At 41.5% G+C, this 17,113-nt stretch carries 16 protein-coding genes and 1 pseudogene; 4 read left to right on the top strand and 13 right to left on the bottom strand.

The features are described from left to right. The first annotated feature begins 189 nt into the window (after positions 1-189). Positions 190-330 (top strand): hypothetical protein, encoded by a 141-nt coding sequence (locus tag IGI72_RS04710; protein WP_005237363.1) that lies wholly within the window; start codon positions 190-192, stop codon positions 328-330. Positions 331-404: 74 nt separating this feature from the next. Here the strand turns inward: IGI72_RS04710 and IGI72_RS04705 are convergent, their stop codons facing one another. Then, positions 405-1,283 (bottom strand): DMT family transporter, encoded by an 879-nt coding sequence (locus tag IGI72_RS04705; protein WP_118214739.1) that lies wholly within the window; start codon positions 1,281-1,283, stop codon positions 405-407. A gap of 114 nt (positions 1,284-1,397) precedes the next feature. Between IGI72_RS04705 and IGI72_RS04700 the strand changes: the two genes are divergently transcribed. Further along, positions 1,398-2,237 (top strand): AraC family transcriptional regulator, encoded by an 840-nt coding sequence (locus IGI72_RS04700; protein WP_332283288.1) that lies wholly within the window; start codon positions 1,398-1,400, stop codon positions 2,235-2,237. Between the two features lie 255 nt (positions 2,238-2,492). Here IGI72_RS04700 and IGI72_RS04695 read toward each other — a convergent pair whose 3' ends face one another. The 4 genes from IGI72_RS04695 to IGI72_RS04680 form a co-directional block, all read right to left on the bottom strand. Then, positions 2,493-2,951, bottom strand: coding sequence for a GNAT family N-acetyltransferase (locus IGI72_RS04695; protein ID WP_005225310.1), 459 nt, complete (start codon positions 2,949-2,951; stop codon positions 2,493-2,495). A 72-nt stretch (positions 2,952-3,023) separates the two neighbouring features. Beyond that, the gene (locus IGI72_RS04690; protein ID WP_332283287.1) at positions 3,024-3,323 is read right to left on the bottom strand and encodes a MazG-like family protein; all 300 of its coding nucleotides are present in this window, start codon (positions 3,321-3,323) and stop codon (positions 3,024-3,026) included. A 151-nt stretch (positions 3,324-3,474) separates the two neighbouring features. Further along, positions 3,475-4,788 carry a PTS sugar transporter subunit IIC gene (locus IGI72_RS04685; protein WP_016620624.1) on the bottom strand — a complete coding sequence of 438 codons (1,314 nt, stop codon included), beginning with the start codon at positions 4,786-4,788 and terminating at the stop codon, positions 3,475-3,477. 11 nt (positions 4,789-4,799) lie between these two features. Further along, positions 4,800-6,179 carry a glycoside hydrolase family 1 protein gene (locus IGI72_RS04680; RefSeq protein WP_332283286.1) on the bottom strand — a complete coding sequence of 460 codons (1,380 nt, stop codon included), beginning with the start codon at positions 6,177-6,179 and terminating at the stop codon, positions 4,800-4,802. A 199-nt stretch (positions 6,180-6,378) separates the two neighbouring features. On the opposite strand from IGI72_RS04680, the gene IGI72_RS04675 reads away from it, so the two are divergent. Next, positions 6,379-7,077: a GntR family transcriptional regulator gene (locus IGI72_RS04675; protein WP_332283285.1), complete on the top strand. Its 699-nt coding sequence runs from the start codon at positions 6,379-6,381 to the stop codon at positions 7,075-7,077. Positions 7,078-7,141: 64 nt separating this feature from the next. Here the strand turns inward: IGI72_RS04675 and IGI72_RS04670 are convergent, their stop codons facing one another. The 5 genes from IGI72_RS04670 to groES form a co-directional block, all read right to left on the bottom strand. Beyond that, on the bottom strand, positions 7,142-8,461 hold the full coding sequence (locus tag IGI72_RS04670) for a glycosyltransferase family 2 protein (RefSeq protein WP_438753297.1): 1,320 nt from the start codon (positions 8,459-8,461) through the stop codon (positions 7,142-7,144). Further along, entirely contained in the window at positions 8,461-8,967 is a 507-nt protein-coding gene (locus IGI72_RS04665; protein WP_015509138.1) for a hypothetical protein, read from the bottom strand. Before IGI72_RS04665 ends, IGI72_RS04670 begins: the two co-directional genes overlap by 1 nt. Before the next feature lie 96 nt (positions 8,968-9,063). After that, on the bottom strand, positions 9,064-9,810 hold the full coding sequence (locus IGI72_RS04660; protein WP_017144502.1) for a YcjF family protein: 747 nt from the start codon (positions 9,808-9,810) through the stop codon (positions 9,064-9,066). Positions 9,811-10,613: 803 nt separating this feature from the next. Beyond that, entirely contained in the window at positions 10,614-12,242 is a 1,629-nt protein-coding gene (gene groL / locus IGI72_RS04655; RefSeq protein ID WP_005237384.1) for a chaperonin GroEL, read from the bottom strand. A gap of 32 nt (positions 12,243-12,274) precedes the next feature. Next, a complete protein-coding gene (groES, locus tag IGI72_RS04650; RefSeq protein WP_005225291.1) occupies positions 12,275-12,559 on the bottom strand; it encodes a co-chaperone GroES in 285 nt (94 codons plus the stop codon). A gap of 217 nt (positions 12,560-12,776) precedes the next feature. Between groES and IGI72_RS04645 the strand changes: the two genes are divergently transcribed. Next, the gene (locus IGI72_RS04645; RefSeq protein ID WP_005225290.1) at positions 12,777-13,421 is read left to right on the top strand and encodes a CPBP family intramembrane glutamic endopeptidase; all 645 of its coding nucleotides are present in this window, start codon (positions 12,777-12,779) and stop codon (positions 13,419-13,421) included. A gap of 42 nt (positions 13,422-13,463) precedes the next feature. Here the strand turns inward: IGI72_RS04645 and IGI72_RS04640 are convergent, their stop codons facing one another. From IGI72_RS04640 to IGI72_RS04630, 3 genes and pseudogenes are all read right to left on the bottom strand, one after another. After that, a complete protein-coding gene (locus tag IGI72_RS04640) occupies positions 13,464-14,894 on the bottom strand; it encodes a 6-phospho-beta-glucosidase (protein WP_015509136.1) in 1,431 nt (476 codons plus the stop codon). A gap of 25 nt (positions 14,895-14,919) precedes the next feature. Beyond that, a pseudogene (locus IGI72_RS04635) lies at positions 14,920-16,211 on the bottom strand (PTS sugar transporter subunit IIC). 155 nt (positions 16,212-16,366) lie between these two features. Beyond that, positions 16,367-17,104, bottom strand: coding sequence for a MurR/RpiR family transcriptional regulator (locus IGI72_RS04630; RefSeq protein WP_010747610.1), 738 nt, complete (start codon positions 17,102-17,104; stop codon positions 16,367-16,369). Positions 17,105-17,113: the final 9 nt, after the last annotated feature.

Here is a 17,113-nt window from a genome sequence, read left to right as displayed (position 1 = left end):
ATGAAATCCTGTTACATCGCTTCCAACCGGATGCGAATTTCTTAATAGAGAAGTCCCTCATCTCTGCCAAAAGAAATATTTTCACAATGTATTTCACGAAAAAGATTATAATACCAAGGAGAAAACCAAGGATTTGCATAAGTTTGTGAAATCATGCTATACTTTAAAAAAAGGAAGAGGTGACCGAGTATGAAAACAAAGACGAAAGAAAAAGTGTATGCTGAACGACAACATAACTATAAAACGAAAAAAGAAGAGATTTTCAAAAAAGCCCTAGATTCCGTACCGACCACAGACAAGAAAAAAGAAGAACAGAAAAAGAAAGCGTAGACTCCTGCGTTTTCTTTTTCTGTTGATTTATAAAAAAGACGAGACTTCACCGATTTTGGCGAATCTCGTCTTTTTCACAATTTTTTTTGTAAACACATGATGCTCCCTATAACTGCCATAAATCCTACTAGCTCCACCACTGTGAAGTGATCATGAAAAACAATGATCGATAAGAAAGCAGCCAGCAGTGGCTCAACTGCTGTTAAAACTGTTGCAAGTGTTGAGGATAAATAGCGTAAACTTGTTAAAAAAATCAAGTACGCTAGTGCTGTTCCAAATAAAATGACCACCAGCAAATAAAGAATCACTTGAACGTTCAGTTGACTATCGATCTGCCACATTGGATGAACCACATTCCCCAAGCCTCCACCAATCAACATCCCCCAGCCGACAATTGGTAAACTCCCATATTTTTGCAAGAGTTTACGCGGCTGTATAGAATAAAAAGCTAGTGATATCGCTGATGCTAACCCCCAGCCTAGTGCAGATTGGGAAGTCGCTAATTGCTCAATCTGTCCTTTTGATGCCACAGCCGTCACACCAAGTAAGGTTACCAATAACCAGAAACATGTCTTTAAAGAGGGGAGCTGCCTTTTGGCTATCGCGGCATAGAGTAAAACAAAGAAAGGTCCTGTATATTGAATAATCGTTGCAAACGAAGCATTGCTTTGCTCAATCGTTTTAAAGTAGGTAAATTGAACGAGAAACATGCCTAAGAAAGAAAACAAGAGCAGCTGAATGAAGTCCTTTTTCTCACGAAATGGGGAAATCAATCGGGCGCGATCCTTTAACCCAATGCTGAGCAACAAACACCCTGAAAGAACCAATCGTGTTGAAACGAGCCAATTTGCTGAAATACTATATTTCGTAAATAAAATTTGTCCAGCGATGCCAGAAACTGCCCACAAAGCTGCTGCTGAACAAGCATAAACAATCCCAACTGTTTTTTTCATAAAAACACCTTTTGTCTTTCACTTTACTTTGTTAGTATTATACCGAATCAGATAGTGAACTTTTGTCAATATCCTGATTGTTTTTAACACTATTCTGTAAAAAGGTGGTGCGGTATGTACTTTGAACGCACAGAAGAAAACGAAGAAACGACCAAACATACAACTACAAATCGCTCCTTTGCAATTTATCAACGTTGCTTGCAACAAAAGCGTGGCGACCAATTGCCTCTACATTGGCATGACGAGCTGCAAATCGTATGGGTCGAAGAAGGTAGCTTCATGTATACGATTGACGACGAGCAAATTTTGCTAAATAAGAATGAGGCGATCATTATTAATAGCCGTGTACTCCATGGTGCTGTTTTAGCTTCAGAAAACGTCCGATATTGCTGCTTTGATTTTTCTTCAGGCTTTATTGCTGACCCTGTTTTTAAAGAAGCGATCGAACAATTAGTCCACGATCGCACCCGCAGCTATCGGCGCTTAACCTTAACCGCCCAACATCAAGCATTTGTTCAAACCGTGCGTCTGCCTCTGCTTATTGAACAACGATTTACTCTCTATGAATTGTTTCTAGCTGCCCTTTCACAGCTAATGGCTGCAAGACCTGCTTCACCAAAGAAAGAAACTATCTACTTAATGCTGGCATTTGTCCATGAGCATTATCAAGAACCATTAACGGTTCCTGCGATCGCTAAAGCTGCTGCCATCAATACACGTACTTGTACCGCCCTTTTTCGGCAATACACGACATTGACCCCAATCAACTATCTGATTGATTATCGATTGTCTCAAGCCAAAAACCTATTGATCGAAACGGATGAACCGATCTCAACCATCTGCTACCACGTTGGCTTCAATCACTTGAGCTACTTTAGCAAAAGATTTCAGCGTAAATTTGGTTTAACGCCGCTACAGTATCGCAAGACCTATCGCGAAGATGATAGAAATTAGCTGATCGGTACCAACAGAGCCTCTCATCTAGATAAATTTTGCTATATTCTATAAGCGTTTCAGTACTTTTTTCACTTTTACGCTCATTGGTCCATAAGAATCTCTTTGAAATCCTTTTCTAAAAACCACACACCCAATATTTAGTAGGCGAAAACACGTTCCTACAACATATTGTGGATAAACCTGTTGAAACTGTGCATAACTAAAAAGCCTGCGATTTTTTCGCAGACTTTTTTATTTATTGACAAGCTATTATTATTCTAGAGATAAATAATAGCTCACATTATCTGGTAGCGGTTTAAAGCCATTCTTTTTATAAAAATCCGCTGCTGGCATACTTTCTTCAGTATCTAACAGGATCGTTGGGATCTCTTTCTTGAGCAGATCCTCTTTGATCCTTTCTAAAAAAGTGGAACCCAAGCCTTTTCCTTGGTGCGTGCCAGTAATTAAAAAAGTATCGATCACATACTCTTTTCCTTGATACCAGGGCTTGATAAAGCCTAATGAAAGACCAATCAATTCATTCGATGCTCGGTCTGTTAGTCGATAACCAATAAAAGTATTCATTGCCATCATTGATGATACATAGTCGGTGATTTGCGGCACTGTCAATTGGTCATTCCATGGTTCTGCTGAAAATACAGCAATATAGTGGTCCACGACTTCTGCTAAATCCGCCGTGGTTAATTCACGCATGCTTACATTCTTTTCCATCCTATCTCCTGCTTCCATTTCTATTTCGGTAAGGGCCTATACTCGAGGAATCTACTAGTTTTTGTGCGTGTATCAATTATCGATTCGTTTGGTATAGCCATTGCCATAACTCGTATAACGACGCTTTTGGTTGACGGCCATTTTTTTATGAATCTCTGCTTCAAGATCGATGGAAAGGATTTCCGCTAACCCAAGAAGATAAATCGCCACATCCGCCAATTCTTCTCCTACCTCTTGTTGCTTCCGATACGCGTCAAAGGCTTCCCCTACTTCACCATATAAAGCCAAAAACTCTTTTTCAATATTTGTGACATTGAATTGGTGATCGATTTTGTTTTGATAAATCGCTTTTTGCATTTCTGAAAGTTTCATAGTCGCTCCTTTTGGGATAGTATACCATTTAATTAAAATTCAAAATAGAAACTTAGTAAAAAATCACCTCAAAAAATAGTGACCCCCAAAACGTTAGAATTTTGTTCTAACTTTTGTAGGTCACTCTAGTATAGGATTCATCCTGTTTTGTTTATTCTGCCCGCTCCAATTCAGCAGATTTGATTGCAACCCGTTGAGCGATTTTTAAAAATGGAAAATAGATTGCTACACAGACGACGATGATGATCACTTGAACCAAAACAACTTTAAAATCCCCTTTTGATGCCAACAATGCACTAAGAATTGGTGGTGTCGTCCAAGGAACCATCACAGAAAGCGGTTCAATGAATCCTACTGCGGTAGCAAAGTAGCCAATCAACGTCGCCACAATTGGACTTGCAACGAAGGGAATGATCATAGGTAAATTGAAGACGATCGGTAAACCAAAGATGATTGGCTCGTTGATATTAAAAATACCCGGAGCTAGGGATAGATTGACGACATCCCGAAAAGGTTGGTAATTGCGGACGAATAAGAGCACTGCAATGATCAAGCTGATCGTAAATCCAGTCCCGCCTAGTTGTGCGAAAACCGTCACGAATGCTGAATTTAAGATATTGGGTGGCGTAGCGCCTTCTTGCACGGCTTGCATGTTTTCATTCATATTGACTAACAGCAATGGATCTAACAAGGTGCCATTGATGACGGTTTGGTGAATGCCTAAAGTAAACAGAAAATTGCCCGTTGAATAGATGATCAAGAACCCAAAAATCGATGTGTTCAATAAACGCAGTGGTTCTTGGATCACTGTTGAAATGATTTGAATCAGGTCGGTATCAAAGGCTGCTAGCACGGTCGCAACTACGGCAAAGAAGGAAATCACCAAAATAGCAGGGATCAACGTGCTGAAGGATTTGCTGACGGCAGGAGGAACTTGATCCCCTAAATTGATTTTTAGGTGCTTGTTTTCTGACAGTCGAATAAATAATTCCGTGGCAACTAACCCACAAATGATTCCAGAAAACATCCCTTTGGTCCCGACATCGTCAAATAGCATCACACCACTGATGGTCACTTCTGCTTGAGCGCCTTCTGGCATCACGGCATGAGCCATCGCCAACATGACCACTAAGCAAGTCGTTGCCACAAAGGTTGCATTGATGGCGCTCGGATTGTTTTTATTGCGGCAAAGAAAATAAGCGATCATCGGGGCGATCAGCAGACCGGCGATATTCAATGTTCCATTGGTGATGGAATTGCCAAACACTTGCATTCGCGCCAAGGCAGCCCCTTCTAAAAACCATGGAAAGAAGACATTATTAAACAACACAGCGATCCCTGCGATAATAAAGGCAGGCATTAAGGTCGCAAACGCATCACGAAGACTTTTGAGATGAACCTGATTGCCGAGACGGACCGAAAACTCTGTAAATTTATCTAAAAACGTGCGCTTTTCTGCTGCCATTTTTGTTCCTCCTATTCTGTATATGGGTTTGTATAGATCGTACTACCATTGGTTTTGATCACTTCTTTGAACCATTCATACGATTTTTTCGGTACACGTTTCATATCTCGCAACTCATGGTTGCCACGATTGACATACACGAGTCCGTATCGTTTCTCCATATCACCTTGCGAGCTCAAAATGTCGATCAGCCCCCAACCAAGATACCCAAGACAGACCACTCCATCTTCCACCATCGCTTCAAACATCGCTCGAATATGCTCTTGATGATAGACAATACGGTAATCATCTTGAATCGGTTCTTTGCCATCCCAATGCTCTCTGACCCCAATCCCGTTTTCAATCGGAAACACTGGCAACCGGTACCGCTGATAGACTTTATTTAAGACATCACGGAAGCCAAGCGGATCAATTTGCCAGTTCCATTCCGTCGTTTCAATATACGGATTGTCTTGTTTTCCAAAAGTCATGTACCGATTCGGCGGCGTTCCTTCAGGAATTTTTTCAGCATTCAAGGTAGAAGAAGCATAATAGCTAAAGGCAATGTAATCATTTTTCTGCGCTGCGATCGCCTCTAATTCCCCAGGTAAAATATTCATATTGAGTTGATGATTTTTCACGTATCGGTCTTGTGCTGCCGAATACTTGCCGTGCGCATAGCAATCTAATAAAGTAAAGTTCGCAAATTCATCAAACTCTCTTGCTGCTTTGATGTCTTGTGGACGACAAGTCGCTGGATACGCCTCAGAATACGCCAGCATGCCGCCGATCTTCGCATTTGTTGTTTCATGAAGATAATTACAGATTTCTGCATGGCAAACCATGACATTGTGGAAAATCTGATACAATTCTTCTGTCGTTTCTTCCCCTTCTAAATAACCGCTGATCTTAAAACCATGGTCTTGGTGAAAAAGATTTTGTTCGTTAAAGGTTAACCAATAATGGACTTTATCCGCAAAACGATCTACCATTTCTTTTCCAAAACGAATGAATGCGTCCTTCACTTCTTTGCTGATGAACCCGTTATAGGTTTTCGCCAGATGCAGAGGCATATCAAAATGGTACAAACAAATCATAGGCTCGATCCCTCGAGCTAACAGATCATCAATAAAACGATCGTAATAGGCGATCCCTTCTTCATTAAAGGCACCATCTCCATCGTGAACGACCCTTGACCAAGAAATTTGGAAACGATACATGTTCATCCCCAAATCTTGCATATAATCAAAATCTTCTGTATACGCATGATAGTTATCATTTGCTACATGCCAATCGCTAGCCTGTTCCGAAGCTTCCCGTATATCATAAACGGATAAGCTTTTACCGCCTTCATTCCAACCACCTTCTGTCTGCATACTGCTGACACTGTTTCCCCAGTAAAATTTTTTCAAATTGATTCCTCCATCATTTGTATTCGCTTACAAAACCTATTATAATTAGGTGAAACAGGCATGTAAATTTTTCAAAAACATATGTAAAGCTTTTTCTATACATGTTAATTTCAGCGGATTCTTTAGTGATAGACCTTGTTTTTATCCCCTTCAAACAAAACTCAAGTCCATGAATTTCTTTACATAAGGAGTGATGACTATGACAAAATACAAAGAGATCGTTGATCAGTTGCGGACGGATATTTATGAAGGAGTTTTTCCTGCTTTATCAAAACTACCGGAACAAACGGCGTTAGCCAAACGATTTCAAACCTCGCGAATGACGATCCAAAAAGCGCTAAATCAACTGAAGCAAGAAGGCCTGATTTCCACCAAAAGAGGTCATGGCACCTATGTCAATTCAGCGACCTACCAAGGACAGATCAATGAGTATATCGGTCTAGTCAACCGATATGGCGGACGGCATAAAGTGCAAAGTAAAATCATTAGTTTCAATGTACGTTTTCCAGAAGCCAACGAAATGGATTACTTGTCCTTGCGAGAAAACGAACCTGTTTATGATATCGTACGACTGCGCTATGTTGATAACGAACCCTTTGAATTGGAGTACACGATCATGCCCATCAAAACAATTCCCAATATTGATATGGCGATCCTTGAACACTCGATCTATCGATATATCACTGATTCCTTACATCTCAAAATAGGTCCCGCCATACGTAAAATCCGTGCCGACAAAGCAGATTCCTATGATATCAAATATTTAGAAGTCGATCCCAATGATCCGATCTTAGAATTAGAACAAGTTGCTCGTCTCTCCGACGGACGGCCCTTCGAATTTTCGCAAACTCGTTATCCATACCAAAATCGTGAGATTTACTATCTTTCTGAACCTTAATGGCAAAAAAACAAGTCTGAAGAAAACTCAGACTTGTTTTTATTATCCAGGGAAGGTGAATTCGTTAAGATTCTTCGGTTTTTTTCGCCGTTCGCTCAGGGCTGACCCAAACGCCGCTGCCGTAACCGAGGATGGTCTTAACGGCTGGAATAAAGGTAGTGACGATCGTTATGGCATTGATCATCCAGTAAAACAGCATGTAAAAAGGAGCAAAACGGAAATACTTCAGCTTGCTGCGGTTATCATCCGCCAAGAGGCTGGTAAATAGCTGCATGACCCCCGCAATCATCTCGAAACAAACGAAGAGAAAGGCCATCGTAAACATATGATAGATCCGTTCGTAATTCCCAGTTGCACCATAATAGATCAGATAGAAGACAAACAAGGCAGATGAAAGCCAGAAAAAGAATGACCAGATGATACTTAATGTTTGATCAACAAACATAGCGGTTCGACCAATGTTTTCAAAAGGATGCAAAAAGACCTTTTTAAAGTTGGTCAGCCATACTTCTGTACCGCCCTTCGCCCAGCGTTTCCGTTGTCGGTAGAGCATCTTGAGTGTTTCTGGCACCTCCATGAAAAACATCACTCGTGAAGCAAATAAAGACAGCCAACCTCGGAATTGGTGGTCCCAGGCAATACTGATGTCTTCTGTGGCTCGATTTTGTCGAAACAGCCCCACGTCCATCAATGCCGCGCGGCGATACATCGTATTGGCACCGCTATAAGCATAGATGACCCCAAAAACGGCTTGCTGGGTCCGTTTGATAATTCCTACGATACTTGAAAATTCAACGGTTTGTGATTTCCCTACGATCGTTGTGCGGTTTTGAACATCCATATTCGCCGTAATGGCAGAGATATTGATGGAATCTTGGCGGATGAAATAATTGACATATTTCCATAACGCATCAGGTTCAGGAACCGTATCTGCATCGTTGCTCAAGATCAATTCCCCTTTGGCAAACCCTACCCCAATATTAAAGGCATGGGCTTTTCCTTGATTTTTTTCGATGCGCAACACTCTTAGATTTGGGTACTGTTCCATCAATCGGTCTAGTATCACAGGAGTTTGATCCGTTAAGCCATCATCAGTCACCAACACCTCATAATTGCTGTAGTTCAGATTGTTCATTAAATAATGAATCGTGTCTTCAATAACGATTTCTTCATTGTGAGCTGGTACCATAATCGTGATCATCGGCTCGATCTCTTCGGGGATCGGTATCCACTCTAATTGTCGATAACGGAATAAAAAACGATTGCAGATCACCCCGATGAACCAAGCAAAGCCACCTAAAATTGGATACGTAAAGAGAATCATCAAAACGACTGTTAAAAATGTATCCAACCACGGGAACCCAGTATCAAAATTGACAACCATCAGCCCACCCCATTTCTACGGAAAAGTTCTTGAATCTCCGTTTCTCCGATGTTTTGCTCCGGTGCAACTGCGTAGTATTTTGCCCCGTGGCGTTCTTCTTTCGTGCCGAAGCGTTCTTCGTAAAATGCTTCTAGCAACTCTTTGCGTTTTTCCAAGGCAGCTTCATCATGCATCGATTGCTTTTGCAGCAATCGTTTGAAGCGGCGGTTGTTCCTCAAAGTTAATAAAGCAAACGTAAGAACTAAAATCAAAAAAGAAATGCCCAAAAATAACGCTAGAAATTCGAAAGTGACTGCTTCTTCTAAATAGGTCCGAAAGGCGATCCGATCCGCCAGATTCGGCAGCGTCAACGGAATGGCCAGCCATACAAAGGGAACCAAGACCATCAGCCAAGCAAGAATCGTCAAAATCGTTTGGCGGGTCTTTAAAGCGGAACGACCTTTTTGAAAATACGCATCGGTGACCAACCGTTCTTTGACTTCTTCCCGTGTCACTCGTTGTTTCATTTTTACTCACTCCTTAAAATTTTTTTATTTGCTGTGAAGAAAAAGAAGCAACAAAAGCAAGTCGTCTGGACCTGCTTCGTTCTTCTTCTGTTTGTTTCACTTAGATTTCTTGCCAACTTTCAACGCATTGAACAGCGTGTGAAATTGGCCTTTAAAGGACATCACTTGCTCAAACACATCTTCCCCATCATTCAGCATCTTGACCGTCACCCAGCCTAATGCTTCGGTAATACCGCTAGCCACACTGGCATTGATTGCAGCTCCAGTAACGGTGCCGACTGCTGGGACAAATTTCAAGATATTGCCAACGGCACTGCGACCAAAACTCACAACGACTAGCTCTTTCGAAATACTTTTCGCTAACCCTTCACGCCATGTTCGCCCAAAAATACGATACAAACGAGCCATCATTGTCATCTGAACTGGCACAAGTAACACTGCATCTGAAAAGGGAATCGGTGAACAGCCGATGATCGCCGCCGTCAAAGAAGCCGCATGGATCGTGCGGTGGGCTTTTTTTCGTGTTTCATCATCTACGCCAACTAAAAACTCCTCAAACACCTGATCAAATTGATCCTTGCTTTTCGCTAACACTTTTTCCGCCTGGGCTTTTGATCCGTCATAGCCTTTCATCACAAGGGCAGCCGATTTTTTCGGCATTCGCTTCATGACATCCGCAAAAAAAGAAGTAAACTCCGCTTCTTCTTGCAGCTCTTCTCTCGTTTGACTTTGCTCGACTTGAACGGACTGTTCCGTTAATAATTCATTTTCGTTTTGCTTCTTTTTGCGTTTTATCCATGGTTTTTTCAAAGAAATGTCTCCTTCTTTCGACTCGTTGTTCATTTAAAAATCAAAGTGAGCCATGATTTTGTTCCTCTTTCTATTTTAGCTCAGGTTTTTCAAGATAGCGAAAATGTAGCTTGAGAGAGCTTACACTTGCTGAAAAATGCAAATTTGCATCTTTAGATTATTTATTTATATTATCGTTTTTTTATGCTATGATACACAAAAGGAGTGGATCGAATGAAAAAGAAATTGAATTGGAAAGTCCTTTTTTATCTAGGCTTATTGACTTACTTTCTTTTAAGCGGGATCTTCGCATTCTTTGGCGTCGAAATACCGTTTCTTTATAAACGTTGATCTTCACGTTTTCTCAGAACCATATCATTCAACTCTTTGCTCTATGTTAAGAGAATCCATCATTCTATCGTCCATTCAATCTAATCAGAAAAGGTGATTTTCTTGTCCATTTTATTTGATCTATTGCAGCTGCTTGCCGTTATCTGTATCGCGTATTTATTGTTCACAAAAAACCATTTCCTCAAACAATTAACTGCTGTTCAGAAAATGGTCTTTGTCGTCTTATGTATTTCGGTGATACTGCCGGCTCTCTACGAATTTATTACTGGTTTTGCGCAGGGATTTTGGGAACGGTTGTGATTGACGTTCCTTACAAAACTCGCTGCCTTTACAAGACAAATAGATAGCTTATATCTACCAATCCTTTCTCCTTTTATTCAAGCAATGAACCAATTCTTTGGTGCTTAGAATACTAAGAAGAAAGGTTTTTTGTCTTTTTCTGTGTTGAAGTATTTTTTGATCGCACAAAAAAAGAACCCCTCAAAAGAGGAGTTCTCAAGGCTTGCTTACATCATGCCGCCCATACCCATTGATGGGTCCATTGCAGGAGCTGCTGGCGCTGCTGGTTCTGGTTTGTCGGCAACGACTGCTTCAGTTGTTAACAATAATGCGGCAACAGAAGCTGCGTTTTGTAATGCAGAACGCGTCACTTTTGTTGGGTCAACGATCCCAGCTTCTAGCATGTTTACCCATTCGCCAGTTGCTGCATTGAAACCAACGCCTAAGTCAGCGTTTTTCAATTTGTCGATGATCACTGAACCTTCGTAGCCTGCATTTTCAGCAATTTGACGAACTGGTTCTTCTAAGGCACGTAAAACGATTTTGACACCTGTTGCTGCATCGCCATCTGTTTCGATTTCTGCAACTTTGTTGATGACATTGACTAAGGCAGTTCCCCCACCTGAGACCATGCCTTCTTCAACAGCGGCACGTGTTGCATTCAATGCATCTTCAATACGTAATTTCAATTCTTTCAATTCAGTTTCAGTTGGTGCCCCAACTTTGATCACAGCAACCCCACCAGCAAGTTTTGCTAAGCGTTCTTGTAGTTTTTCACGGTCAAAGTCAGAAGTTGTATCAGCGATTTGGTTTTTGATCAATTGAACGCGTGCGTCAATTGCTTCTTTTTCACCAGCACCTTCAACGATTGTTGTGTTGTCTTTATCCACAACCACTTTGCTTGCTTGACCTAAGTTATCGATGGTTGCATCTTTCAGCTCAAGACCTAAGTCTTCAGTGATCACTGTACCACCAGTTAAGATCGCAATGTCTTCTAGCATTGCTTTACGACGGTCACCAAATCCTGGTGCTTTCACTGCAACAACATTGAATGTTCCACGGATTTTGTTCAATACAAGTGTTGGTAATGCTTCGCCATCAACGTCATCAGCGATGATCAATAATGGTTTTGATTGTTGTAAGATTTGTTCTAACAATGGCAAGATATCTTGGATGTTAGAGATTTTTTTGTCAGTGATCAAGATGTATGGATTTTCTAACGCTGCTTCCATTTTATCGTTGTCAGTTACCATGTATTGTGATAAGTAACCACGATCAAATTGCATTCCTTCCACAACATCTAATTCTGTTTCGATCCCTTTTGATTCTTCAATAGTGATAACACCGTCATTGCCGACTTTTTCCATTGCATCAGCGATGTATTGACCAACTTTTTCACTACCAGAAGAAACAGCACCAACTTGTGCGATTGCTTCTTTTGAATCAACGATTGATGAAATGTTGTGTAGCTCTTCTACAGCCACTTTTGTTGCCATTTCGATCCCACGACGAATACCTAATGGGTTCGCACCAGCGGTGACATTTTTCAATCCTTCACGAACGATTGCTTGTGTCAATAACGTAGCAGTCGTTGTTCCGTCACCAGCGATATCGTTTGTTTTTGAAGCGACTTCAGAAACAAGTTTTGCGCCCATGTTTTCAAAATGATCTTCTAATTCGATTTCTTTAGCGATCGTTACACCGTCATTTGTGATCAATGGTGAACCGTAAGATTTTTCTAAAACCACGTTACGACCTTTAGGGCCTAAGGTTACTTTTACTGTATCTGCTAATTTATCTACCCCACGAAGCATTGCTGCGCGTGCGTCTTCTGCAAATTTGATTTCTTTTGCCATGATTTCATCACCTCAAGTATTTTTTATTTTTGTTATTCTACTACTGCAATGATATCTTTTGCAGCAACGATCAAATATTCTGTTCCTTCATATTTCACTTCTGTGCCAGCGTATTTTTCGAACATTACTTGTTCGCCAACGTTGACAGCAACAGGAGCTTTTTCACCGTTTTCGAGCGTGCGTCCTTCGCCGACTGCAATAACGGTACCCGTTTGTGGTTTTTCTTTTGCTGCTGATGCAAGCACGATTCCGCCTACAGTTTTTTCTTCTTCTTTTGCGACTTCGATAATCACACGATCACCTAATGGTCTTAACACGATAAATCCCTCCAATGAATGTTATAGAATTTAGCATTAGCACTCTCTTGTATCGAGTGCTAACTTACAGTTTCAATATTACTCATTTTCCCAAATTTTTGCAAGCCTTTTGCTAAATTTTTTTTGCATTTCTAATTGATTGATAAATATAGTAGGATTTTTTGTTTCTAGAAGCAACCTAGTCTATAATGAAGCAAAGGAGTGTGAGGAAACAACTATGTCTTTATCAAAATATTCTTTGTCCACGATTCTTACTTACGGCATCGTCTTTTTTCTACCGATCGCCTTCGTCCCTAGCGGACATCAAGTAGCAGCAACAACGATCGGTTACTTAGCTGGTGCAGCGATCATGTTTTTCTTGTATTTCAAACAAACAGAACCGCTATCGTTTGAACACAAAAAAACCAAAGTCTCAGCGATTCTTATTTACGGGCTAACCGGCATTGTCGCAGCGATTTTGTTGCAAAATCTAGCCATCTTTATCGAATCCTTTTTCGGAGAAGTCAGCGCTTCGCAAAATACCGAAAACATCATTGCCATCGTGGTGCAAAACCCACTCTTTGCTCTCGCAGCAATGGTCGGTGGGCCAATTATGGAGGAATTTGTCTTCCGCAGAGCCTTAGTTGGCATCATTGGGAAATACAGCAATGTTTGGGTTGGTGTAGTGGTCAGCGCCGTAGCCTTTGCCTTTGCCCACAATGACAATCATCTCTTAGTCTATATTTTCTTAGGACTGTTCTTTTCTGGGCTTTATGCTTTGACCGGCAGTATTTGGACTTCCATGATCACCCATGTGGGAATGAACACTTTAGTTATTATTATTCAGTTATTGCTTCATTACGGCTATATCCAAATGCCCTAAAGAAAAAACGCTACGCAGAAATTTTGCGTAACGTTTTTTTCTTTAGACCTTCGTGCCATTGGACGCAATCACTTGCTGATACCATGCAAATGAATCTTTCTTCTGACGAGCAAGGGTTCCATTTCCTTCATTGTCTTTGTCCACATAGATCACACCATAGCGTTTCTTCATTTCCCCTGTCCCCGCAGAAACCAAGTCAATGATGCCCCACGGTGTATAACCTAATAAGTCGACGCCATCATAAGCTACTGCTTCTTTCATCATTTCGATATGGGCTTTTAGGTAGTCAATACGGTAGTCATCGTGGATCTGTCCATCCTCTTCCACCGTATCCACCGCACCAAAGCCATTTTCTACAATGAAAAGCGGCAATTCGTAGCGTTCGTTAAACCAGTTCATGGCATAGCGCAAGCCTACGGGATCAATCTGCCAGCCCCATTCAGAAGCATCGACATAAGGATTATCCACCAGATCTTGGCTCTCATCATAGTCATAGGTTGGATCATTCTCCTTGCCTTTGATCGCAAAAGACATATAGTAGCTAAAACCAATATAGTCAACACAACCTTTTGCCAAAGCTGCTTCATCTTCAGGGGTGATATCTAAATCAAATTGTTTTCTTTCAAAATAGCTGCGCATATAACTCGGATAGTGCCCACGGGCATGAACATCTGAAAACCAATAGCGCCGTTGCATGGCCACCGCGGCTGCCATCATGTCTTTGGGATCGCAAGAATACGGATAGATTGGGCACATCGCGATCATCGATCCGATTTGAAACGCAGGATTGATCGCATGTCCTAGCGCCACCGCTTTTGCACTGGCAACGAGCTCGTAATGAGCTGCTTGGTACATGACTTTTTCTCGGTCTTCTCCTTCCGTAAAGAACAGACCAGAATTGGTAAATGGCGCAAAATCTTCTTTATAGTTTGCTTGATTATTGATTTCATTGAAGGTCATCCAATACTTCACTTTCTTTTGATAGCGCGTAAAACAAACTTCTGCAAAGCGGACAAACAAATCGATCAACTTACGGTTACGCCAACCTCCGTATTCTGTCACTAAATGATAAGGCATTTCAAAGTGAGACAGGGTAATGACTGGCTCAATGCCATAGCGTAAACACTCATCGAATAATTGATCATAAAAGGCCAGGCCTTCCTCATTCGGCTCGCGCTCATCCCCCTTTGGAAAAATACGGGTCCAGGCAATCGATGTTCGGAAGCACTTCAACCCTAATTCGGCAAAAAGCTTGATATCTTCAGGATACCGATGATAAAAATCGATCGCTTCATGATTGGGATAGCTTTCGCCCGGTTGGATCCCTTCCGTGATTCGGCGAGGAATTCCGTTGCCTCCGACAGTCATGACATCAGCGACACTCACGCCTTTTCCATCCGCACGATAGCCGCCTTCCAATTGGTGAGCAGCGACTGCGCCACCCCATAAAAAATCGCTTCTTAGTTTATTCATTTCTATTCAACCTGCTTCCTTGGTATTAAACAATCTCTGTTTCTTGTTTATAGTTCAAACTATCGACCTTACGAATGAAAGGATAGTAAATAAAGAAACCGATTGCTAAAACAACAAATTGTAAGATAGCGGTCCGAATGCCACCTACTAGAAAACCTGAAATGATCGGCGGGGTCGTCCAGGGAACTTGCACAGCAGTAAATAGCGGTACGATACCGGTATAAAGTGCAAAATACGTGATCACGCCTGAAACCATCGGTGTCAAAATAAATGGTAATACCATGATTGGGTTCATGACGATCGGTGTCGCAAAAATAATTGGTTCATTGATATTAAAGAATGCCGGGATCAAGGAAAGACGTCCTAATTGTTTGAACTGCGCCGAACGGGCAAAAGCCACCATGTATAGCACGATCCCAATCGTCATTCCTGCGCCAGTTACCGTCATAAATTGATCCAAAAACTGCTGGGTCACGATGTGTCCGCCATTTTCTAATGTCAATGCTTTACCAGATTCAAGAATAGCCGTATTGGCTAGTGAATTGGCTTGTAAAATTGGTCCCATGATCCCGCCCACGATCGTCGAACCGTGAACCCCAAAGAACCACAAGAATGGCACTAAGAAGCCTAGCATCATTGCACCACCAAGGGAATCCGTCACCCCTTGCATTGGACTTTGAATCACGGTGTGATCCATTCGACCACGGTTGTTTGAAAAACTTTATCAAAGAAAATATAAATGCCTAATGCGATGGTCGTCAAAACAGCGGCTGGAATCAATGCTGTAAATGAGTTTGCGACATTGGTGGGTACTTGCTCTGGCAGTTTGATTCGGATGTCGCGTTTCAAGAACCACGTATAGCCCCAACCCACAAAAAGTCCCACTAAGATGGCACTGATCATTCCTTGTCCACCGGTCCACGTCTTATCAATGACATTTGCGATGGTCACATTTGCTCCAGCATCCGTCACACTTGACTCCATAGTTAATAAGAAAATAACTAAACCAATCATTCCTGCAGGGAGTCCTTCGTAACCTTCTGCTTTTACATATGAATAGGCGATGCCCATTACGGCGAAAAAGGCCATAATTGCAAAAGAGGCGCCATAGGCTTGGTTGAAGTATTCACCTAAGCCGCTACTCGTTACCCAATCCGCAATCGACTGGACGGGAAAGTTTGCTAATAGCAGGAAAATCGATCCTACGATTGAAAAGGGCATCGTATAGAGCATACCGTTTCTTAATGCAGTGATTGCTTTCGTATTGACAAATTTTAATATTGGGGGTAATAATTTCTCATTGATCCATTCGTTCATCTCACATCACTCCTAAAATAAAATTCTATCCACTGGCCAGTGAATTCGCTTACAAATAAATCTTAATGGATAATATTCCCCTTGCCTATAGCTTTTCTAAGTTATGAAACATGTTCCAACAAAAAAAACAGCCGAAGCTGTTTTTTTACGATCACTTAGATTTGCTTGTAGACTTGATGGGCTAAAAGTTCGATCAGTGTAATCACTGGGACTTGCGTCGTCAGGTTCAAATCGACTTCTTTTCCCCCACTGACGACGGGCATATAATAGGAAATATTGTAATCTGCCATTTGGGCGATCGTCGATTTTTCATCATTGGTGATACTGAGTACTTTTGCCCCATACCGTTTGAAGTCCTCCGTTTGCTTGATCATTTGAATGGTTTCCCCCGAAACTGATAAAATGATCGCTAACGTATTTTCCATCCCACGAGGCGGTACTGGCAAAAAGGGATCGACGATGCTATAGGCATTGATGCCTAAATTAGCAAAATAGCGGCTGCCATAGGTGCCAAGAATGCCACTTGTGCCGATACCTGAAAACGCCACATGGCGTGCGGAAAGAATCAGTTCTACCGCTGGCTGGATAAACTTACGGTAATCTTCATTATTGACTTTTTTTAAGAATGTATTGACTTGGATCGTTGCATCATAGAAAAGATCAAACGCTCGTGCATCTTGTTCCTTTTTTTGACAGATCGCATACTTTAACTCTGAATACCCGCGATAGCCTAATTTCGTGATACATCGTAAAATCGTCGAGGTCGAGACATGGCATGCAGCTGACAATTCGCGGATCGTCAGTTGATCGATCTCTTCAAAATGCTGGACAATGTACTTATAAACAGCCATTTCAAGCTCGTTCAGACGCTTGATTTTTTCTTCATCAAACATACCTGCTGC

Source organism: Enterococcus sp. DIV1059_2, assembly GCF_051713685.1.
Classification (GTDB): domain Bacteria; phylum Bacillota; class Bacilli; order Lactobacillales; family Enterococcaceae; genus Enterococcus_D; species Enterococcus_D casseliflavus.
This window is presented reverse-complemented; position numbering and strand designations above follow the sequence as displayed.